Annotated in this window: 18 protein-coding genes; 5 read left to right on the forward strand and 13 right to left on the reverse strand. The window is 70.9% G+C overall.

All coding sequences use genetic code 11. The annotated features are described in order from the left end of the window. Positions 1-135 precede the first annotated feature (135 nt). Positions 136-1521 carry an L-serine ammonia-lyase gene (locus OHO83_RS16700; protein ID WP_266674361.1) on the forward strand — a complete coding sequence of 462 codons (1386 nt, stop codon included), beginning with the start codon at positions 136-138 and terminating at the stop codon, positions 1519-1521. A 29-nt stretch (positions 1522-1550) separates the two neighbouring features. On the opposite strand, the gene OHO83_RS16705 is transcribed toward OHO83_RS16700, so the two are convergent. Continuing rightward, a complete protein-coding gene (locus OHO83_RS16705; RefSeq protein ID WP_329437736.1) occupies positions 1551-2504 on the reverse strand; it encodes a L,D-transpeptidase in 954 nt (317 codons plus the stop codon). 280 nt (positions 2505-2784) lie between these two features. Here OHO83_RS16705 and OHO83_RS16710 point away from each other — a divergent pair, with 280 nt between their 5' ends. Continuing rightward, the gene (locus OHO83_RS16710) at positions 2785-3336 is read left to right on the forward strand and encodes a glycoside hydrolase family 25 protein (protein ID WP_266676638.1); all 552 of its coding nucleotides are present in this window, start codon (positions 2785-2787) and stop codon (positions 3334-3336) included. 21 nt (positions 3337-3357) lie between these two features. Here OHO83_RS16710 and OHO83_RS16715 read toward each other — a convergent pair whose 3' ends face one another. Both OHO83_RS16715 and OHO83_RS16720 read right to left on the reverse strand, forming a co-directional pair. Next, complete coding sequence (locus OHO83_RS16715) at positions 3358-4017, reverse strand: NADPH-dependent F420 reductase (RefSeq protein ID WP_266674357.1); 660 nt, start codon at positions 4015-4017, stop codon at positions 3358-3360. 109 nt (positions 4018-4126) lie between these two features. Further along, entirely contained in the window at positions 4127-4819 is a 693-nt protein-coding gene (locus tag OHO83_RS16720) for a FadR/GntR family transcriptional regulator (RefSeq protein ID WP_266674355.1), read from the reverse strand. Between the two features lie 274 nt (positions 4820-5093). Between OHO83_RS16720 and leuA the strand changes: the two genes are divergently transcribed. Beyond that, a complete protein-coding gene (gene leuA / locus OHO83_RS16725) occupies positions 5094-6818 on the forward strand; it encodes a 2-isopropylmalate synthase (protein ID WP_266674353.1) in 1725 nt (574 codons plus the stop codon). 84 nt (positions 6819-6902) lie between these two features. Here the strand turns inward: leuA and OHO83_RS16730 are convergent, their stop codons facing one another. Together OHO83_RS16730 and OHO83_RS16735 are read right to left on the reverse strand one after the other, a co-directional pair. Next, the gene (locus OHO83_RS16730) at positions 6903-7118 is read right to left on the reverse strand and encodes an EF-hand domain-containing protein (protein ID WP_127831077.1); all 216 of its coding nucleotides are present in this window, start codon (positions 7116-7118) and stop codon (positions 6903-6905) included. 41 nt (positions 7119-7159) lie between these two features. Further along, positions 7160-8077, reverse strand: a complete 918-nt coding sequence (locus OHO83_RS16735; RefSeq protein ID WP_266674350.1) for a helix-turn-helix domain-containing protein — start codon at positions 8075-8077, stop codon at positions 7160-7162. Positions 8078-8134: 57 nt separating this feature from the next. On the opposite strand from OHO83_RS16735, the gene OHO83_RS16740 reads away from it, so the two are divergent. Then, on the forward strand, positions 8135-8779 hold the full coding sequence (locus OHO83_RS16740) for a GNAT family N-acetyltransferase (protein ID WP_266674348.1): 645 nt from the start codon (positions 8135-8137) through the stop codon (positions 8777-8779). A gap of 73 nt (positions 8780-8852) precedes the next feature. Here the strand turns inward: OHO83_RS16740 and OHO83_RS16745 are convergent, their stop codons facing one another. From OHO83_RS16745 to OHO83_RS16770, 6 genes are all read right to left on the reverse strand, one after another. Beyond that, positions 8853-10037 (reverse strand): YVTN family beta-propeller repeat protein, encoded by a 1185-nt coding sequence (locus OHO83_RS16745; protein ID WP_266674346.1) that lies wholly within the window; start codon positions 10035-10037, stop codon positions 8853-8855. Next, a complete protein-coding gene (locus tag OHO83_RS16750) occupies positions 10034-10819 on the reverse strand; it encodes a polysaccharide deacetylase family protein (RefSeq protein WP_266674344.1) in 786 nt (261 codons plus the stop codon). Before OHO83_RS16750 ends, OHO83_RS16745 begins: the two co-directional genes overlap by 4 nt. A gap of 320 nt (positions 10820-11139) precedes the next feature. Beyond that, positions 11140-11643 (reverse strand): ATP-binding protein, encoded by a 504-nt coding sequence (locus tag OHO83_RS16755; RefSeq protein ID WP_165914622.1) that lies wholly within the window; start codon positions 11641-11643, stop codon positions 11140-11142. Positions 11644-11974: 331 nt separating this feature from the next. Continuing rightward, a complete protein-coding gene (locus tag OHO83_RS16760) occupies positions 11975-12742 on the reverse strand; it encodes an enoyl-CoA hydratase/isomerase family protein (RefSeq protein WP_116509701.1) in 768 nt (255 codons plus the stop codon). Between the two features lie 88 nt (positions 12743-12830). After that, entirely contained in the window at positions 12831-14033 is a 1203-nt protein-coding gene (locus OHO83_RS16765) for a L,D-transpeptidase (protein WP_266674341.1), read from the reverse strand. 184 nt (positions 14034-14217) lie between these two features. After that, entirely contained in the window at positions 14218-15411 is a 1194-nt protein-coding gene (locus OHO83_RS16770; protein WP_266674339.1) for a L,D-transpeptidase, read from the reverse strand. A gap of 174 nt (positions 15412-15585) precedes the next feature. On the opposite strand from OHO83_RS16770, the gene glgX reads away from it, so the two are divergent. Then, complete coding sequence (glgX, locus tag OHO83_RS16775) at positions 15586-17880, forward strand: glycogen debranching protein GlgX (protein WP_266674337.1); 2295 nt, start codon at positions 15586-15588, stop codon at positions 17878-17880. Between the two features lie 4 nt (positions 17881-17884). Here the strand turns inward: glgX and OHO83_RS16780 are convergent, their stop codons facing one another. Together OHO83_RS16780 and OHO83_RS16785 are read right to left on the reverse strand one after the other, a co-directional pair. After that, complete coding sequence (locus tag OHO83_RS16780; protein WP_266674335.1) at positions 17885-18529, reverse strand: response regulator; 645 nt, start codon at positions 18527-18529, stop codon at positions 17885-17887. Continuing rightward, on the reverse strand, positions 18519-19796 hold the full coding sequence (locus OHO83_RS16785; protein ID WP_266676636.1) for a sensor histidine kinase: 1278 nt from the start codon (positions 19794-19796) through the stop codon (positions 18519-18521). The genes OHO83_RS16780 and OHO83_RS16785 overlap by 11 nt, the downstream gene beginning before the upstream one ends. Positions 19797-19825 lie beyond the last annotated feature (29 nt).

Genomic DNA, 19825 nt, shown 5'->3' on the forward strand with positions numbered 1-19825 from the left:
ACGTATGAAATTTCGGGGCACCGCGCACACTGGACAGTGAGAGCGGTGCCCCGCCCCATGCACCGCCCCCGTATGAACCTGCGCACCACCCGGCGGACAACGGCGTCCGCCGAAACCCCACCTAGGAGTTACCCCGTGGCCATCTCGGTCTTCGACCTGTTCTCGATCGGCATCGGCCCGTCCAGCTCCCACACGGTCGGCCCCATGCGGGCGGCCCGCATGTTCGCGCGCCGCCTGAAGAACGAGGGCCTGCTCGCCCACACCGCCTCGATACGGGCGGAGCTCTACGGCTCCCTCGGCGCCACCGGACACGGCCACGGCACCCCCAAGGCGGTCCTGCTGGGTCTGGAGGGCGACTCCCCCCGCACCGTCGACGTGGAGAAGGCCGACGACCGCGTCGAGGCGATCAAGACCTCCGGGAAGCTCAGCCTGCTCGGCGTCCACGAGATCCCGTTCAGCTTCGACGACGATCTGGTCCTGCACCGCCGCAAGGCGCTCCCGTACCACGCCAACGGCATGACGATCTTCGCCTACGACCACGAGGGCGCCCTCGTCCTGGAGAAGACGTACTACTCGGTGGGCGGCGGCTTCGTCGTCGACGAGTCCGTGCTTGCACAGGAGGGGGCGACCGACGAGAACCCGATCGTGCCCGACGACACGGTCCTCAAGTACCCCTTCCGCACCGGCGACGAGCTGCTCCGCCTCGCCGAGGAGACCGGCCTGTCCATCTCCGCGCTGATGCTGGAGAACGAGAAGGCCTGGCGCACCGAGGACGAGATCCGCTCCGGTCTCCTCGACATCTGGCGCGTCATGCAGGCCTGCGTCTCGCGCGGCATGTCCCGCGAGGGCATCCTGCCCGGCGGCCTCAAGGTCCGCCGCCGCGCCGCGAACTCGGCCCGCCAGCTGCGCGCCGAGGGCGACCCGATGGCCCGCGCCATGGAGTGGATCACCCTCTACGCGATGGCGGTCAACGAGGAGAACGCCGCCGGCGGCCGCGTCGTGACCGCGCCCACCAACGGCGCCGCGGGCATCATCCCCGCGGTCCTGCACTACTACATCAACTTCGTGCCCGGCGCCGACGAGGAAGGTGTCGTCCGCTTCATGCTCTCCGCGGGCGCCATCGGCATGCTCTTCAAGGAGAACGCCTCCATCTCCGGCGCCGAGGTCGGCTGCCAGGGCGAGGTCGGCTCCGCCTGCTCGATGGCCGCGGGCGCCCTCGCCGAGGTCCTCGGCGGCACCCCCGAGCAGGTCGAGAACGCCGCCGAGATCGGCATGGAGCACAACCTCGGCCTGACCTGCGACCCCGTCGGCGGCCTCGTCCAGATCCCCTGCATCGAGCGCAACGGCATGGCCGCCGTGAAGGCCGTCACCGCGGCCCGCATGGCCATGCGCGGCGACGGCAGCCACAAGGTCTCCCTCGACAAGGTCATCAAGACCATGAAGGAGACCGGCGCCGACATGTCCGTCAAGTACAAGGAGACGGCCCGCGGCGGGCTCGCGGTGAACATCATCGAGTGCTGAGGATCAGCGGGGCTTGAGGGCGGCGGCGGTCACAGGGTCGCCGTCGTGCCCTCCCCCGCCCCGCTCCCCGCGAGCCACTGGTCCCAGCTCAGGTTGAAGGCCGCGTAGCCGTTGTCGGCCGGAGCCTTGGCCCGCGGCGAGCCCGTGATCGTGACGGGGTCGCCCTGCTTGACCTGGCCGTAGAACCACTTGGCGTCGGCCAGCGACAGGTGGACGCAGCCGTGCGAGCCACGGGCGGAGCCGCTGCCCGGGTTCGGGTCACCGGTCGAGTAGTGGACGTACGTGCCGGACTGGGTGAGGTGGACGTCCCAGGGCAGCGTCAGGTCGTAGTAGTTGGCGCTGCCCTTGTTGCAGCTGATGCCGACGCTGCAGGAGGTCATGTGGACCTTCTCCTGCTTGTCGATGACGGCCATCGTGCCGTTCCAGGTCGGGAACTCGGCGCTGCCGGCGTTGATCGACAGCGTGCGCACGGCCTGGCCGTTCTTGGTCACCTTCATGGTGTGCCCGGTGACGGAGACGTCGGCCCGGACGTCGTCGCCCACCGTGAAGGAGTGCGTGTAACCGTGCACGCCGTAGCGGCCGTTGCCGTTGCTGACACCCTTCATGTCGGCGTCGATCTTCACCTTCGTACCGGCGGGCCAGTACGTCTTCGGACGCCAGTCCGCGCGCTTGTCGCCGAACCAGTGCCAGGCACCGGCCACCGGCTGCGAAGTGCTGACCTTCATGTGCTTCTCGACGGAGGCGCGCGCCTTGGCGGCCACCGGATTGGTGAAGACCACCGAGATCGGCATCGCCACGCCGACCTTGGCGTCGTTCAGCGGAGTGATGGTCTCAAGGAGCATCGGCGGCCCCTTGGGCTTCGCCGGTGTCGGCGAGGCGCTCACGCCCGGCTTGCCCGCCGCCTTCTCGTCGTCACCGCCCGCTTTCTTGTCGCCACCGCCGCCGCCGCAGGCGCTCGCGCCCACCAGCACCGCGACCGTCATGAGCGCGATCCCTATTCCGCCCTTGCGCCGTCCCACGACCTGCTCCACTCTCAAGATCACCCCATGCCCCCCAACGGGACCAACTCCCTGTCAGACAGTGACACAGCTCCGGCAGTTGCACGAAGCCGTGTAAAGCGTGTTCCAAGACTTCGGCCGACAAAACGTCCTGGCGGCGCCGCATCGCACCGGCGGATCAACGTGCGGAAAGAGGTACCCCGACGGGACGGGATCGGGGACGATGGACATTCGACCTCGTCGCCCCACCGACCAGGAGGCCAGCATGCTGCGCGGTATCGACGTCAGCTCGTACCAGTCCACCTTCGACACGGAGGGCCAGTCGTTCGTCTTCATCAAGGCGACGGAGGGGCGTTCGTACGTCAATCCGCGGCTCACGGCGCAGACGAAACTGGCCCGCGACGGCGGCTGCGTCGTCGGCTTCTACCACTTCCTGTGGCCGGGCAACCTCACGGCCCAGGCCGAGTACTTCGTGAGCAAGGCCCCGGAGAAGTCGGGGGACTTGCTCGCCGTGGACTGGGAGACGACCGGGGAGGGCACCCGCGCGAGCAACGCGGAGAAGGACCGCTTCATCCGCGAGGTGAAGCGCCTGCGCCCCCATCACCGGGTGCTGCTCTACACGAACCGCAATTTCTGGCTGACCGTCGACACGACGTCCTACGCCGGTGACGGGCTCTGGATCGCCGACTACACGACGGCCGGCAAGCCGCGTATCAAGGCGGCCTGGAAGTTCCATCAGTACACGGACAGTCCCCTCGACAAGGATGTGGCCCAGTTCACGAGCAAGGGCGCGCTGCGGGACTGGGCCACCCCGTGACGCGCCCTCGCACCGGGTGACTCAGGCGCGCCACTCCGCCGTTCGTTCCGGGGACGCCTCCGCGAGGGCCTTGCGGACGGTGTCCGCGTCCGCAGCGAGGCCGTAGACGGGGGTGCCGGGCTGCTGGCGCCAGGACTCGTCCAGGCCGCCCGTGTCCACGGAGTCGAATCCGATCCCGTCGAGCAGGCCGCGTACGACGGTCTTGGCCGTGTCGTCGTCGCCGGCGACGGGCAGGGCGATGCGCTCGGGGTCGCCCTTGGGGCGCGGCCTGTCGAGGAGTTCGTGGGCGTAGGTGCCGTTGAAGACCTTGACGACCGGGTGGCCGAGCTGGAGCTCGGTCCAGCGGCTCTCGGGCATGCCCTCCTCGATGGCGGCGATCCGGCCGTCGCGCTGCTGCGGGTAGTAGTTGCCGGTGTCGATCACGGTGACGCCCTCCGGCGCGTCGTCGAGGAGGTCACCGGGCAGGCCGGGGACGGCCTTCATGGGGACAGTGACCACGACGACGTCGGCGCCGCGGGCCGCCTCGGCGACGGTCACCGGCGTGGCACCGGTCTCCGCGGCGAGGTCGCGCAGGGTCTCGGGGCCGCGCGAGTTGGCCACGGACACGTCGTGGCCGGCCGCGGTGAAACGGCGGGTGAGATTGCCGCCGATGTTGCCGGCGCCGATGATGCCGATCTTCATGTGAAGCCCTTCCGGAGGAGCGTGCGGTCCGCGCGTGGTCACGTACCTCCGGGCCGCCCTGGCCATGCCGGTCTCGCGCGGGTGCCACACGAACGGGGCCGCACCTGCCTCAGTCCTGGCGTGCCAGTGCGCCCCGCATCACGGCCAGTTCCTCCCGCGCCTCGCGTTCCGCGGCGTCCTCGTCGCCCGACGCGACGGCGTCCACGAGCGCGGTGTGCGCCGCGTCGCCGTGGCCGGCCTCGGCGGCGCGTACGTCGACGAGGTCGAGCAGGTCGATGAGGCCCTGGCGCAGGGCGGGCGCGAACTCGGCGAAGAGGTCGGTGAGTACGGGGTTGTGGGCGGCGGCCACGACCGCCGCGTGGAGCGCGATGTCGGCGTCCACGAACACGGCGCCGCCCTCCTCGGCCGTCGCTCTGCGCGCGTCGAGGGCGGCGCGCATCGCCGTGACGTCCTCGGGGGTGCGACGGCGTGCGGCGAGGCGCGCGGCCTGGACCTCCATCAGGACGCGGACCTCGTAGACGTCGGCGACAGCGGCGGCGCGCAGCCGCGCGGGCCAGTCCTCGACGGGCCGGTCGGCGGTCACGAAGACGCCCGCGCCCTGCCGGGCCCGGACCAGACCGGCCCCGGCGAGAGCGCGCAGCGCCTCGCGGACCGTGGAGCGGCCGACGCCGAGTTCGCCGGCGAGGGTCGTCTCGCCGGGCAGCTTGGTGCCGACCGGCCAGTGCCCCGACGCGATCTGCTCGCGCAGCCGCTCGGCGGCCTGTTCGACCAGAGGGCTGGGACGGAGCGCGCCGAGCGCCATGGGAATCACCTGCTCTTCCTGAACACCGCTGTCGAACACCGCGGGTCGTTCTGGACACCGGGTGAACGCGGAGACTTTATCCCCCGCACCGGACCCTTTCCTTTTCCTCAAACAACTTGTCTGAGGACCTGAGCTGTGACTAGCCTACTGCTCGTGATCTTCCGCGGTCTCCTTCTTCTCGGCTGCCGCGGCGGGGCCTGACACGACCGGCACCCCGCCGCGGGATGCCGTGCTGCCGGTCGTCGTCCGACCGAGCCGAAGGACACGTCACCCCATGACCACCACCCATGACTGGAACCCGCAGCAGCCGGGCCCCATGCCGTACCACCGCTACCGCCCGCACCACGAACGCGTCGACGTCCCCGTGCGGGAGCGGACCTGGCCGGGCGCCCGGATCGAGCGGGCGCCCCTGTGGGTCCCCGTCGACCTGCGCGACGGCAACCAGGCGCTGGCCGAACCGATGGACACCGGCCGCAAGCGCCGCTTCTTCGACCTGCTCGTCCGCACGGGCTTCAAGGAGATCGAGGTCGGCTACCCGTCGGCGAGCCGCACCGACTTCGACTTCGTACGCCACCTGGTGACGTCGGGAGCCGTCCCCGACGACGTCACGCCCGTCGTCTTCACGCCCGCGCGGCGCGATCTGATCGAGCGCACCTTCGCCTCGATCGAGGGCCTGCCGCGCGCGGTCGTCCATCTGTACATCCCGACCTCCCGCGTCTGGCGCGACGTCGTGCTCGGCCGTGACCGCGCGCAGGTGTGGGAGACGGTGCGGGACGCCGCCGCGCACATGGCGCGCCTCGCGGACGCCCGGCCCGGCGCTCACATCCGCTTCCAGTTCGCCCCGGAGACCTTCAACCTCACGGAGCCGGACTTCGTCCTGGAGATCTGCGACGGCCTGACCGAGCTGTGGGACGCGAGCCCCGACCGGCCGGTCACGCACAACCTCCCGGCGACGGTCGAGATCGCGACGCCGAACGTGTACGCCGACCAGATCGAGTACATGCACAGGAACCTGTCCCGCCGCGACGCCGTGATCCTCTCCGTGCATCCGCACAACGACCGCGGCACGGGCGTCGCCTGCGCCGAACTCGCGGTCCTCGCGGGCGCCCAGCGCGTCGAGGGCTGCCTCTTCGGCAACGGTGAGCGCACCGGCAACGTCGACCTGGTCACCCTGGCCATGAACCTGTACGCGCAGGGCGTCGACCCGATGGTCGACTTCTCCGACATCGACGCCGTACGGGAGGTGGTCGAGCACTGCAACCGGCTGCCCGTGCATCCCCGCCACCCCTACGGGGGCGACCTCGTCTACACGGCCTTCTCCGGGACCCACCAGGACGCGATCAGCAAGGGCCTCGCCCATCACGCGGCGGCGGCAGCGGCGGCCGGGGTCCCGGCGCAGGAGGCCCGCTGGGACGTGCCGTACCTGCCGATCGACCCTGCGGACGTGGGCCGCAGCTACGAGGCCGTGATCCGCGTCAACTCACAGTCGGGCAAGGGCGGAATGGCGTATCTGCTCGCCACGCACCACGGCGTCGACCTGCCGGCGCGGATGCGGCCCGAGTTCGCGCGGGTGGTCCAGGAGGCCACGGACGACAGCGGGCACGAGGCGACCCCCAAGGACCTGTACGAGCTGTTCCGCTCGACCTACCTGGGGCCGGGGCGCGGCGCCGGGCACGTGTCCCTGACGGCGTGGTCGACGGACGGCGAGGGGCAGGCGCACCGGTTCGTGTGCACCCTCCAAGTGGGCGACCGCGCGGGCGACTTCGAGGGGCGGGGCGGCGGGACCCTGTCCGCCTTCGTGGACGCGCTCGCGGCGGCCGGGGTCGGCGTCGACATCGTCGACTTCACCGAGGACGCGCACGGCGAGGAGGCGACGGCGTACGCGCAGTGCCGGGCCGACGGCGTGACGGCATGGGGCGCGGGCCGCGACCCCTCGCCGCTGGTGGCGTCGGTCCAGGCCGTCCTGGCGGCCGTGAACCGGGCGGTGGCGGCGCGGTAGCAACGCGGCACGAAGCGCAGGGGGCGCCCGCCGGGAGTCCGGCGGGCGCCCCCCTCGAAGACGCTGGAGCCGGGGTATCGGCGCTCAGGCCTTGTTCAGGTTCGCCCAGAACTCGTCGAACGAGAGGACCTTGTCCCCGTTGGCGTCCTGCCGGGCGATGAGCGCCTCGGCGACCGACTCGGTGACGTTGAAGTCGCCCATCTGAGCCATCGCGCTCTTGTACTCGGCCGCCGTGATGAAGCCGTCGCCGTCCGCGTCGAACCGCTGGAACGCCTTGCGTGCTTCCTCGATGTCCGCCACCGGGTCCACCCCTTCTTGCTGTAACACTGACGGAGGTCAGATTAACGGGCGGTACGAGCGCGCAGTGCGGCGACCACCCACGCGAACTCCTCGTTGTGCCGGGGCAGCGTCTCCAGGCCCCGCACCAGGGACACCAGGTCACGGAAACGGGCCACGTCTGCGTTGGCCGCGGCCTCCATGCGCTCCAGTACGGCGGCCAGGTCGGCGCCGGCGCCGAGCAGCCCCCGCAGCACCTCCTCCGCCTCGGGCGACTCGGGCGCGACGCCGCGCTCCCGTGCCTCCCCGGCGAGCTGCACCAGGCGGCTCATGAACCACAGGGAGCTGCCCGGCGGCACGTCGGGCCCCCGGTCGGCGGCGTTGAACTCGATCATGCTGCGCATGTGCGCCCGGAAGCCCGGGTCCTGCATCAGCTCGGCCAGCTCCACCCACGCGTCGACCTGCTCGGTCGTCGGGTCGTCCGGCAGGTCGGGGACCATGACCCGCATCCGGGTGCGGATGTCCGGGTCTGCGGCGTCCAGGCCGCCGAAGGTCTGCTCCATGAAGTCGTCGATGATCTGCTTGCGCTCGGCGGCGCTCAGCCGCGCCAGCTTGTTCATCAGGGCCATCTCCTCTGCGTTCGAGTTCCTCTTCGCGACGGTCGAAAGGACGGCCCGGTTCAGCCGCAGCGAGCGGATCTGCGCGTCCAGCGCCGCCACGTGCGCGGCGGCCACGGACGCGATGTCCGACTCCCCGTCCACCACGCTGCGTACGTCGTCCAGGCCGAGGCCCAACTCCCGCAGGGTGCGGATGAGTTCGAGCCGGGCGAGGGACTGCGCGTCGTACAGTCGGTAGCCGCCCGGGCTGCGCCCGACGGGCGGCAGGGCGCCCACGTCGGACCAGTAGCGGATGGTGCGCACCGACAGGCCGGTGCGCCGGGACAGCTGCCCGATGGTGAGCAGCCGCGGGCCGTCGTCGATCATGTCGAGGAGTCTGGGCCTTCCAGTGGGTGGAGACTCAAGCGAGCCGAGGGGAACGCCATGCCAGGCACGGTGCGGAACATTCTGGACGCCGCGGCGCGAGGGGTCTTCCCCCCGCCGGACGGGGGCACGACGGTGGTGCCGCAGGCGGATCACCGGGACGCGGGTGTGCTGTCCTTCACCGCCCACTCGGTGGTGTTCACCGACGAGGACCCCGGGTGGGTGCACGAGACGCTGCGCGGCCTGGACTGCGATCCGCTGGCGGCGACGATGAATCCGCGGTTCCTCGGCGCCCTCATGGAGCGCACCGGGCGCCGTCATGACACGACGGACCTGCTCACGGTGGCTCCGGCGCTGCCGGGCGGGCCGCCGGTGGCCCTGAAGGAGATCGCGGACCCGGAGCATCCGCGGGTGGCGCGGGCGCGGCTGCGCCGCGACGACGTGCGGATGTGGGCGGCGGACGGCGGGGTGCTGGTCCTCGGGCGCGGCGTCGCGGGCCGCTGGGAGACGGCGATCGAGGTCGACGAGGAGGCGCGCCACCGGGGCCTCGGCCGCCTTCTCGCGGTGTCCGCCCGGCATCTGGTCCCGGACGGCGGACCCGTGTGGTCCCAGCAGTCCCCCGGGAACGCCCGCAGTGTGCGGGCGTTCCAGGCGGCCGGATATCGTCCCGTCGGCGCGGAGGCGCTGTTCACCGCGCCCCGGTAGCGGCGGGTTCCAGGGTCTTTCGCTCGGGTCGGGCCGGACCCCCGCGAGCCCAGCTCGATCCGAACGGGACGCCCTAGCGGAAGATGCCGGTGTGGCCGAGCGAGTAGCGGCCGGGCTGCGGATACACGGCCAGGCCGTGCGGGCCGTCCCCGACGGGGATGCGGGCGATCTGCTTCCCCGTACGCGTGTCGATGGCGTACACCTCGGAGTCGTAGCGGCCGGACAGCCAGAGGACCTTGCCGTCGGAGGAGACGCCGCCCATGTCGGGGCTGCCGCCGTCGGGCAGCCTCCACTTGTCGGTCAGCTTCTTCTTCGCGAAGTCGAAGATGGAGATGGTGCCCTCGCCGCGGTTGGAGATGTACATCTCGCGGGAGTCCCGGCTGACGTAGAGCCCGTGGGTGCCCTTGCCGGTGGGCAGGAGTTCAGGGGTCGTGAAGTTCTTGCCGTCCAGGACCCACATGCCGTTGGCGACCATGTCGGCGATGTAGAACGTCTTGCCGTCCGGGGAGATCTTGACGTCCTGCGGCATCGCGCCCTTGAAGGGCAGCCGCTCCTGGCCGACGACCTTCATCTTCGCGGTGTCGACCTTGAGGAGTTCGCCGCTGAACTCGCAGGAGACGATGAAGTACCGGCCGTCGGCCGAGAAGTCGGCGTGGTTGACGCCGTAGCAGCTGACGGGCACGGTCTTGACCGTCTTCATGGTGTGCGCGTCGCGGAAGACCAGCTCACGGTCGAGCGAGGCCATCACGATGGAGTACTTGCCGTCGGGCGTGAAGTAGAGGTTGTACGGGTCGTGCACGTCCACCGTCCTGCCGACCTTGCCGGTCTTCGGGTCGATGGGCGTCAGCGTGTTGCCCTTGTCGTTGTTGACCCACAGCGTCTTCATGTCCCAGGACGGCACGACGTGCTGCGGCTGGCGGCCGACGGGGATCGTCTCGATGACCTTGTACGTCCTGGGGTCGATGACGGAGACGGTGTCGGACTCGGTGTTGGGCACGTAGACGCGGGACGGGAAGTCCTTGACGACCGGCGACAGCTTGTCGGGACGGTCGGCCGCGTAGAGGTCCTTGGGGTCGAGGACGGGCGGCATGCCGGGCAGGCCCCGGTCGACCGGCTTCGGCTTCGGCTCGACGGCCTTCACCCCTTGCGTACCGATCGCCTCGGCGGCCCGGTGCGCCTTGGGCTCGGAGCTGCAGCCCGCGAGGGCCCCGAGAACGGTGGCGGCGATCAGTGCTGCGGTGGTGCGGCGCGGTGTCATGTCAGCAGCTCCGTGGTGGTCACCGCGGCCAGGCCACGGCGGTCGAGGTCTTCCAGGAGGGCGGGCAGCGCGGCGACCGTGTCCGCGTAACCGAAGTGCAGGCTCACGACCGAGCCTTCGCGGATCTGCGAGGTGACTTTGCGGGTCACCTCGGCGGCGCCCGGCGAGGTGAAGTCGAGGGAGTCGACGTCGTACGACAGGACGTGCGGGTAACCGGCGGCGGCGGCCAGGCTCACGACGAGCGGGGTCGCCTGCTGGGTGCGCGAGGGCCGGAACCAGGTGCCGATGGAGCCGGTGAGCCGGCGGATGCGGTCGGCGCAGCCGGTGATCTCCGCTCGCGCCCGGGCCTCGGACATCGTGTTGATGTCACGGTGGTTCAGGGTGTGGTTGCCCAGGTCGTGGCCGCCGTCGAGGATGCGCCGGGCCACGGCGGGGTGCTCGTCGAGCCAGGTGCCCACGGCCAGGACCGTCACCCTGGCGTGGGCCCGCTCGGCCTCCTTGAGGAGGGCGTACGCGATCGCCGGGTCGCCCTGGCCGTGGAAGGTGAGGGCGACGCGGGGGCGGTTGCGGGGGCCGTGATCGATCTGGGCGGGCTGCCCGGGGAATCGGCGGGGGCCCGGGGCCGCCGGGGCGGCGCGCGCGGGGCGGGCCGGGCTCGCGGAGTGCCCGGCGACCACCGGGTCGCGGGCGGCGGTGGAGCAGCCGGTGGTGAGGGCGGCGGCGGTGAGTCCGGCGCCGAAGCGAAGGGCTCCGCGGCGGTCGGTCGTGGTCACCTGCCTCATTGAAGGCCAATCCGGCACAAAAGGGACTTACCGACCCGAGGGTCTTAACAATTACTGGACGCGGTCATTAATAAATCTTCATTTGCCAGGCCCGTGGTTCACATCACCGAGGATTCATTTGGTCTCGCGGGCCGAGGTCTGCCATAGTCGGGATCACGACCCCCATTGACCCGGGCTCGGTCGTCGACAGCGGCCGTGGATAACACCCCCCACCTTCCACGGCGCTCCACGAAAGCCCCCGCGGCGCCCCACAAGGCGAAAACGGGGGCTTTCGTGTACCCCCGGACGCCCCGGTGTCGCACTGCCGCCGGGCCCCGCACTCAGCGGTCGGCGACCCGCATCTCGAACCAGGTGGTCTTGCCGCGCGGCAGCAGATCCACGCCCCAGCGGTCGGAGAGCTTGTCGACCAGACAGAGTCCGCGCCCGCTGATGTCGAGTTCGTGGACGGGCATCAGACAGGGGAGGCCGCGCGAGGGATCCCGCACCTCGACCCTGATCCAGCCGCGCCTGCGGACCATCCGTAACCCGAAGATCCTGGCCCCCGTGTGCCGCACCGCGTTGCCGACGAGCTCGGAGACGAGCAGCACGACATCCTCGGTCATCTTCGGGGAGAGCCCCCAGTGCCGCAGGACGACCACCTGGGCGAGCCTGCGCGCGGTCGCCGCCGACTCGGGCCGCGACGGCAGCGGCACCTCCGCCTCGGCCGGATTCCCGAACAACTCCAGTGCCTTCAGAGCCCGTTCGTCCTCGACCGCAGGCGACCAGCGCGCCGCGGTCGCACTCCCGTGCCTCCGCGGCTGTTCGATACCCTCCAGCCCCGCCATGCCCCCCATCATGGCTGCCCAGCGCGCGTTCCGGGGCCGTTCCTGCCGAATAAGCCCCCCGGAACCTTCCGTTCCGGGGGGCTGGTTTGGCATATGCCACTGGCAGTTAGACCCTTGCCGCACCCCTGATGAGCTGCGGCGATCGCGCGATTCGACCCGATCACCGACCTCTGCGACCCGAACGGCCTTAAGGTTCACTTAAGGCTGCGATAAACCGCCCCAACGAGGGACGGCGGTGAGACATCCCGTCAACTGCAAGCGGATCGGGGGAAGTTGACACGAGCCTCTCGCGCGGCCGGTGAGCCCGGCACCGGGCTCACCGGCACACCGGCTAGAGGAACTTGGCCTTGCCCGGACCCTCTTCGACGAAGCTCCGCATGCCGCGCTCGCGGTCCTCGGTGGCGAACAGGCCCGCGAACCAGTTCCGCTCGACGGCGAGACCGGTGTCGATGTCCGTCTCCAGGCCCACGTCGATGGACTCCTTCGCGGCGCGCAGCGCGAGCGCCGGCCCCTGCGCCAGCTTCGCGGCCCAGGCGTGCGCCTGCTCGTAGACCTCCGCGGCGGGCACGACCCGGTCCACCAGGCCGATGGCGAGGGCCTCTTCGGCCTTCACGTGACGGCCGGTGAAGATGAGGTCCTTCGCCTTGGAGGGACCGACCAGGCGCGCGAGGCGCTGCGTGCCACCGGCGCCGGGGATCAGGCCGAGCAGGATCTCGGGCTGGCCCAGCCGGGCGTCGTCGGCGGCGATGCGGAAGTCGGCGCACAGCGCGAGCTCGCAGCCGCCGCCGAGCGCGTAGCCGGTGACCGCGGCGACGACCGGCTTGGGGATGCGCGCGACGGCCGTGAACGAGTCCTGCAGGGCGCGGGAGCGCACGATCATGGCCGCGTGGTCCATGGCCTGCATCTCTTTGATGTCCGCGCCGGCGGCGAACGCCTTGTCGCTGCCGCGGACGACCACGGCGCGCACGTCGTCGCGGCGCGAGGCCTCCTCGGCGAGCTCCTTGATGCGGTCCTGGGTGGCGATGTCCAGAGCGTTCATCGGCGGCCGGTCGAGCCGGATCGTGCCGACGCCTTCGGCGACTTCGAGGTAGGCAGTCATGGACAGCAGGTTAGTGCGCGTTAACGGGAGAGGCCCGGTGCACTTGGTCACAGTGCGCCGGGCCTCTTCGCTCAAGGGCGGAAGGGGGTCAGGCCTTCCACTTCTCCCAGGACATGTTCCAGCCGTTGAAGCCGTTGTCCGGGGCCACCGTCCGGTCCTGCGAGTTCTTCACCTCGACGACGTCACCGATCATCGAGCTGTTGAAGAACCAGGCCGCGGGCACCTTGCTGTCGTAGCCGCCGCGCACGTCGCGCAGGCCCACGCAGCCGTGGCTGGCGTTGTAGTTGCCGAAGGCGCCGCCGCCCCAGTAGTTGCCGTGGATGAACGTGCCGGACGTCGTCAGGCGCATCGCGTGCGGCACGTCCTTGATGTCGTACTCGCCGCCGTAGCCCACCGTTTCGCCGTTCATACGGGTCACGGTGAGCTTCTCGCTGATGACCATCTGGCCGTTCCACGTGGAGTAGCCCGGCTTGCCCGTGGTGATCGGGACCTTCTTGATCGTCTTGCCGTCGCGCTTCACGGTCATCATGTGCGTCTTGGCGTCGACCGTGGAGACCTGGCTGCGGCCGATCGTGAACTTCACGGTCTTGGCCTGCTTGCCGTAGACGCCCGGCCGGCCCTCGACGCCGTCGAGGTTGAGCTTGACGGTCACCTCGGTGCCCGCGGCCCAGTACTTCTCGGGGCGGAAGTCGAGGCGGTCGTTGCCGAACCAGTGGCCCTCGACCGGCACGGACGGCTCCGTCGTGATCTCGATGGCCTTCTCCACGTCCTCCGGGTGCGTGATGCCCCGTGTGAAGTGGACCGAGAACGGCATGCCGACGCCGACCTTCGAACCGTCCTCCGGCGTGAACTGGCCGATGAACGTGTTCTTCGGGACCAGCGTCGTGAACGCGACGTCCTTCGCGGACGCGCGGCCCTCGGAGTCCTTGGCGACCGCGTGCACCTTGTACTTGGTGGAGGCGGCCAGGTGGTGGGCGGGCGTCCAGCCGGCACCGCCGTCCACGATCTTTCCCTCGACCGGGTTGCCCTTGGTGTCGGCGACCTTCACCTCGGTCAACTTGCCCTTGTCGGCGGTGATCCGGAGGTCTCCGCTGGTGGCCACGCCGTCCGCGCCGTCCTTCGGGGCGATGGTGACGACGGCCTGGGACGGCTTGTTGGTGTCCGCCTTCCCCGAGTCGCCGCCCTTGCCGTCACTCCCCGCACCGGAGCCGCCGCCCCCTCCGCCGCAAGCCGTGGCCAGCAGCAGAGCGGCCCCCAGCAGAGCCCCCGATATCGGTCGTCGCCCGTTCACGATCTTGTCTCCCCTCGCGCAAGGCCGGTCAGGCCCGCACCCCAGCGCGTCCTAGCGCGCACTGCGACAGATAACCACACGACCTGCAGTTATGGATCCCCAGGTATGTCACCGTTCAGTCCCAACTGGACCGGCTTTGACGGGGCGTGGGGTGAGGCATGGGCCGGGCCGGCCCTCGCGGGGTTCAGTGCGTGACCGCGCCCGCCTTCCAGTCCTTCCAGTTCATGTTCCAGCCGCCGAGGCCGTTGTCGGGTGCGACCACCTTGTCCTTGCTGTTGACCACTTCGATGACGTCGCCGACGAGGGTGCGGTCGAAGAACCAACCCGCGGGCGAATCCGAGCTGCCGCCCCTGTCATCGGCCAGCCCGATGCAGCCGTGGCTGATGTTGCGGTTGCCGAAGGCGTCCGATGTCCAGTAGTTGCCGTGCAGGAACGTTCCGGACTTCGTCAGCCGGATGGCGTGCGGCACGTCGGGGACGTTGTACTCGCCGCCGAACCCGACGGTGCGGCTGTCCATCCGGGTCATCTCGAGCATCTCGCTGACGACCATCTTCCCGTTGTACGTGGGGGTCTTGGTCGTCCCGGCGGTGATGGGGATGGTGTCCAGGAGTTCGCCGTCGCGGCGTACCTCCATGGTGTCGTCGTCCGCGTCCACCACGCTGATCTGGCTGCGACCGATGGTGAAGCCGATCTTCTTGTGCTGCACGCCGTACACACCGGGGGCCGACTCCACGTCGCGCAGCCCCAGGTCGACGGTGACCTCCGTGCCCGGCTTCCAGTAGTCGCGCGGCCGGAAGTCGAGGCGGGACTTGCCGAACCAGTGCGGGGCGATGTCCACGGCGGGCTTCGCCGTGACGTGGATGGCGCGCTGGACGGCGGCCCGGTTCTCGATGGCCCTGTTGAACTCGAGCGAAACGATCATGCCGGTGCCGACGGTGGACCGGTCCTCCGGCGTGAGGTAGCCGACGAACCGCTTGGCGGGGACGGCCGTGGTGAAGGTGGTGTGGCGGGCCGAGCGATGTTTGTCCTCGTCGCGCGCGACCACGTCCACGGTGTACTTGGCGGCTTGCGAGAGCCGCCGTTCGCCGGTCGGCCGCCATCGCGTGCCGTCGTCGTCGATCCGGCCCTTGACCGGGACCTCCTCTCCGTCCTGGAGCTTCACGACCTTGACCGATTCCAGGTGCCCGTCCGGCACCGTCACCTCGATCGACCGGTCGGCCGCTACGTTCTTGGTCCCGTTGGCCGGGACGACCTTGATCGCTTCCTCGGGGGACCGCGACTTGCCGAACAGATCTCCCGCGGCGGTGCATCCGGTGACCCCGGTCAGCACCACCGCCCAGGTCAGCACGGCGGCCAGCGTGGCCCCTGCGTGTCTCACAGCTGTTTTCACACTCGATCAACGACCGTCACCCCGCCGGGGAAACGTGAGTGCGACCCAAGCTCTGGGCAGAACACTGGGGAGGACGACGCGACGGGGAGCCGCGGCCGGGACGCCGCACGCCCTTCCCCTGCCGGTGGCGCCGGCCCGACCGAGCCGCGGGAGGCATGACAGGTGGCGAGCGCACCCGAGCAGGAGGCACCACAGGATGCCCTGGTGGAACGGCCCGCGGGGATTCCGCAGGCGCGCTCCGCGACCGAGCGGAAGGGCCGCCGCACGAGAGAGAGGCCGCCGCCCGTCGAGCCCGTGTGGCCGGGCGCCCCGACCCCGCTGGGCGCGCGCTTCCGGGTCGGGCCGGACGGCACTGCGGGCACCAACTTCGCGCTCTGGGCGGGCGGCGCGGAGTCGGTCGACCTCTGCCTCTTCGACGACGCGGGCCGCGAGCGGCGCGCCCCGCTGACCGAGCTGACGCACGAGATCTGGCACGGCTTCGTACCGGACGTGCTGCCGGGGCAGCGGTACGGGTTCCGGGTGCACGGCCGCTGGGACCCGTGGACGGGCGCACGCTGGAACCCGGCGAAGCTGCTCCTCGACCCGTACGCGCGGGCCGTGGACGGGGAGTTCGTGCTGCCGCCCGAGGTCTACGGCCATGTGCGCGACTGGCCCGAGCAGCATGTGGCCGACACCGTGCGCGACGAGCGGGACTCGGCACCGTACGTCCCCAAGGGGGTGGTCGTGCACGACGACGCACCCGACGACGAGTGGGCCGACGACCGGCGGCCGAAGACGCCGTGGGCGGACTCGGTGATCTACGAGCTGCATGTGAAGGGGTTCACCCAGCGGCACCCGGGGATCCCCGAGGAGCTGCGGGGGACGTACGCGGGGCTCGCGCATCCCGCGGCCGTGGAGCATCTGGTGAAGCTGGGTGTGACGGCGGTCGAGCTGCTTCCCGTGCACCAGTTCGCCCATGAGGACCACCTGCTCAGGCGGGGCCTGCGCAACTACTGGGGCTACAACTCGATCGGCTACTTCGCCCCGCACGCGGCGTACGCGGCGTCGGGGACGGGCGGGCAGCAGGTCGGCGAGTTCCGGCGGATGGTGCGGGCGCTGCACGAGGCCGGCATCGAGGTCATCCTGGACGTGGTCTACAACCACACGGCGGAGGCGGGCGAGCTCGGCCCGACGCTGTCCCTGAAGGGCATCGACAATCGCGGCTACTACCGCCTCCAGGGCGACGCGCGCCGGTACGCGGACTACACGGGCTGCGGCAACACCCTGCACGTCGTGCAGCCGCACGTGCTGCGCCTGCTCACCGACTCCCTGCGCTACTGGGTGACGGAGATGGGCGTGGACGGCTTCCGCTTCGACCTGGCGGCGGCGCTCGCCCGCTCGATGCACGACGTGGACATGCTGTCGCCGTTCCTCGCGGTGATAGCGCAGGACCCGGTCCTGCGGCGGGTGAAGCTGATCGCGGAGCCCTGGGACGTGGGCTCGGGCGGCTACCAGGTCGGCGCCTTCCCACCGCTGTGGACCGAATGGAACGACCGCTACCGCAATGCCGTACGGGACTTCTGGCGCGGCGCCCTGCCCGATGTGCGGGACCTGGGCTACCGCCTGTCCGGCTCGAGCGACCTGTACGCGTGGGGCGGGCGCCGCCCGTACGCGTCGGTCAACTTCGTCACCGCCCACGACGGGTTCACGCTGCGCGACCTCGTGTCGTACGGCCGCAAGCACAACGAGGCCAACGGCGAGGGCAACCGCGACGGCACCGACGACAACCGGGCCTGGAACTGCGGCGCGGAGGGCGAGACCGCGGACGAGGGCGTGCTCGCCCTGCGCAGGCGGCAGTTGAGAAATCTGGTGACGACGCTGCTGCTGTCCACCGGGGTGCCGATGCTCGTCGCCGGTGACGAGCTCGGGCGCACACAGCGCGGCAACAACAACGCGTACTGCCAGGACAACGAGATCAGCTGGGTGGACTGGTCACTCCTCGAAGAGCCGGGCTGGCGGGCCCTGTTCGACCTCACGTCGCGGCTGATCGCCCTGCGGCACGCGCATCCGGTGCTGCGGCGGCGCGCGTTCTTCTCGGGGCGCGCGCACTCGGCGGACGGGCTGCGGGACCTCGCGTGGTTCACGGCCGGCGGCACGGAGATGACGGAGCGGGACTGGTACGCGCCCGCGGCCACGCTCGGGATGTACCTCTCCGGGCGCGACATCCCGGGCCGCGACGCACTGGGCACGCCCGTCACGGACGACAGCTTCCTCGCGGTCCTGCACGCCGGGGACCGGCCGGTGAGCTGTGTCCTGCCCGGCGGACCGTGGGCACGTGCGTACGAGGTCGTGGTGGACACGTCACTGGAGGAGCAGCAGGACGCACCGGCGGTGACGCACGCGGCGGGGGCGGCCATCACCGTGCCGGGGCGCACGGTCCTGCTGCTGCGGGCGCTCCCCTCGGACGGGGAGGGCTGAACCGCTAGCCGAGGATCTTCCGGTCGTACGCCACGGCGACCGCCGCCGCGCGGTCCTTCACGCCCAACTTGCCGTAGACATGGGTGAGATGGGTCTTCACCGTCGCCTCGCTGATGAACAGGACGCGGGCGATCTCCTTGTTCGACGTGCCCTTGGCGACCAGGGCGAGGACCTCGCGCTCCCGGGCCGAGAGGGGTTCGCCGGCGGGGGCGGCCGGGGTGCGGACCGCGGTGACCAGGCGGGAGGCGACCGCCGGGGACAGCACGGTGCGGCCGTCGGCGGCGGCGCGTACGGCCGTGAACAGCTCCTCGCGCGGGGCGTCCTTGAGGAGGTAGCCGGTGGCGCCCGCCTCGATCGCGGGCAGCGTGTCCGAGTCCGTGTCGTACGTGGTCAGGACGAGGACGCGGGAGCGGGCACCGCGGCGGGCGAGTTCCTTGATGGCGTCGACGCCGTTCCCGCCGGGCATGCGCAGGTCCATGAGGACGACGTCCGGGTCGAGGCGGGCGGTCAGTTCGACGGCCTCGACGCCGTTCGACGCCTCGCCGAGGACCGTGAAGTCGCCGGCCGACTCGAACATGCCGCGCAGGCCGTCCCGTACGACGGGGTGGTCGTCGACGATCAGCAGGGAGATGAGGGAGTCACTGGTCATGGCGGACCAACGGTACGCGAGCCGAGACGGCCGTGCCGCCGCCGGGCTCCGACTCCACCGTCAGTGCGCCCGCGATGCGTTCGGCCCTGGCCCGCATCCCGTCCAGGCCGAACCCGCCGGTGCCGGTGCGGGCGGGCAGCTCCAGGGGGTCGAAGCCGCGGCCGTCGTCGCGTACGTCGAGGGTGACCTCGCCCGCCATGTAGGAGAGCGTCACGCCGAGCCGTCCGGCGTGGGCGTGCCGGGCGGCGTTCGACAGGGCCTCCTCGGCGATGCGCAGCAAGGTCGCCTCGATCTCGTCGTGCAGCTGCTCGGTGGTGCCGGTGACGGTGAACTCGGCGCGTACGCCGGTGCGCCGGGACCACTCCGTGACGGTCTTCTTCAGCGCCTCGGACAGGGAGGCGTTCTCCAGGGCCGCCGGGGAGAGGTTGTGCACGGAGCGGCGGGCCTCTCCGAGGCTGTGCCGGGCGAGGTCGGCGGCGCGGTCGAGGTGCTGGCGGGCCTGTTCCGGGTCGGTGGTGCCCGCGACGACCTGGAGCTGGGCGATGATCCCGGTCAGGCCCTGCGCGATGGTGTCGTGGATCTCGGCGGCGAGCCGGCGGCGCTCGTCGGCGACACCGGCTTCCCTTGCCTGGACGAGGAGTTGGGTGTGCAGGGCGGCGTTCTCGCTCATGGCGTCCTGGAGGGCCTTGTTCGTGCGCTCCAGTTCGGCGATGGTCTCGGCCTGGACGCGGTTGCGCTCCTCCTCCTTGACGTTGATGTGCATCATGACGGAGACGAGACCCATGTTCACGGCGAGCAGCGCACCGAAGACGGCCCAGGTGAGCGGACCCTTCGGCGGGAACCCGCCGGCCTCGGAGCCGGCCATGACGACGGCCGTGGCGAACAGTCCGGTGCGCACGAACCGGCGCGGCAGCAGCCGGTCGGCGCTGAAGTAGCCGATGACGGCGTAGAACACGAAGAACGGGTTGAGCCAGGCCAGGACGAAGGCGATGGCCCAGCGCACCGTGTAGTAGCCGGCGCCCGTCGCGGAGGGGCCGGGGTGGCGCAGCGCCCTCCTGCCCCACACGCTCTCCAGGAGCAGGGCCGCCGCGACGAGGACGCCGGCGAGGTACCACTGGAACCGATCCCGGCCCATGCCGGCGATGTCCGACGTCGCCAGGACCAAGGGGACGCTGAAGGCCAGCAGGGCGTAGGGGCCGTAGCGGTGGAAGGTGGCCCACCGCTGCCGGATGGTGGTGTCCATCGCTGCTGTGCCCTGCATCTCCATGGCTCCAGTCTGCACGGGCCGCACCTGGC

This window comes from Streptomyces sp. NBC_00569 (assembly GCF_036345255.1).
In the GTDB taxonomy this organism is placed as follows: domain Bacteria; phylum Actinomycetota; class Actinomycetes; order Streptomycetales; family Streptomycetaceae; genus Streptomyces.

Coding starts and splice junctions, on each gene's coding strand:
- OHO83_RS16705 (WP_329437736.1), bottom strand. CDS start 2,504: ATGACGGTCGCGGTGCTGGTGGGCGCGAGCGCCTGCGGCGGCGGCGGT.
- OHO83_RS16710 (WP_266676638.1), top strand. CDS start 2,785: ATGCTGCGCGGTATCGACGTCAGCTCGTACCAGTCCACCTTCGACACG.
- OHO83_RS16715 (WP_266674357.1), bottom strand. CDS start 4,017: ATGAAGATCGGCATCATCGGCGCCGGCAACATCGGCGGCAATCTCACC.
- OHO83_RS16720 (WP_266674355.1), bottom strand. CDS start 4,819: ATGGCGCTCGGCGCGCTCCGTCCCAGCCCTCTGGTCGAACAGGCCGCC.
- leuA (WP_266674353.1), top strand. CDS start 5,094: ATGACCACCACCCATGACTGGAACCCGCAGCAGCCGGGCCCCATGCCG.
- OHO83_RS16735 (WP_266674350.1), bottom strand. CDS start 8,077: ATGATCGACGACGGCCCGCGGCTGCTCACCATCGGGCAGCTGTCCCGG.
- OHO83_RS16740 (WP_266674348.1), top strand. CDS start 8,135: ATGCCAGGCACGGTGCGGAACATTCTGGACGCCGCGGCGCGAGGGGTC.
- OHO83_RS16745 (WP_266674346.1), bottom strand. CDS start 10,037: ATGACACCGCGCCGCACCACCGCAGCACTGATCGCCGCCACCGTTCTC.
- OHO83_RS16750 (WP_266674344.1), bottom strand. CDS start 10,819: ATGAGGCAGGTGACCACGACCGACCGCCGCGGAGCCCTTCGCTTCGGC.
- OHO83_RS16755 (WP_165914622.1), bottom strand. CDS start 11,643: ATGGCGGGGCTGGAGGGTATCGAACAGCCGCGGAGGCACGGGAGTGCG.
- OHO83_RS16760 (WP_116509701.1), bottom strand. CDS start 12,742: ATGACTGCCTACCTCGAAGTCGCCGAAGGCGTCGGCACGATCCGGCTC.
- OHO83_RS16780 (WP_266674335.1), bottom strand. CDS start 18,529: ATGACCAGTGACTCCCTCATCTCCCTGCTGATCGTCGACGACCACCCC.
- OHO83_RS16785 (WP_266676636.1), bottom strand. CDS start 19,796: ATGGAGATGCAGGGCACAGCAGCGATGGACACCACCATCCGGCAGCGG.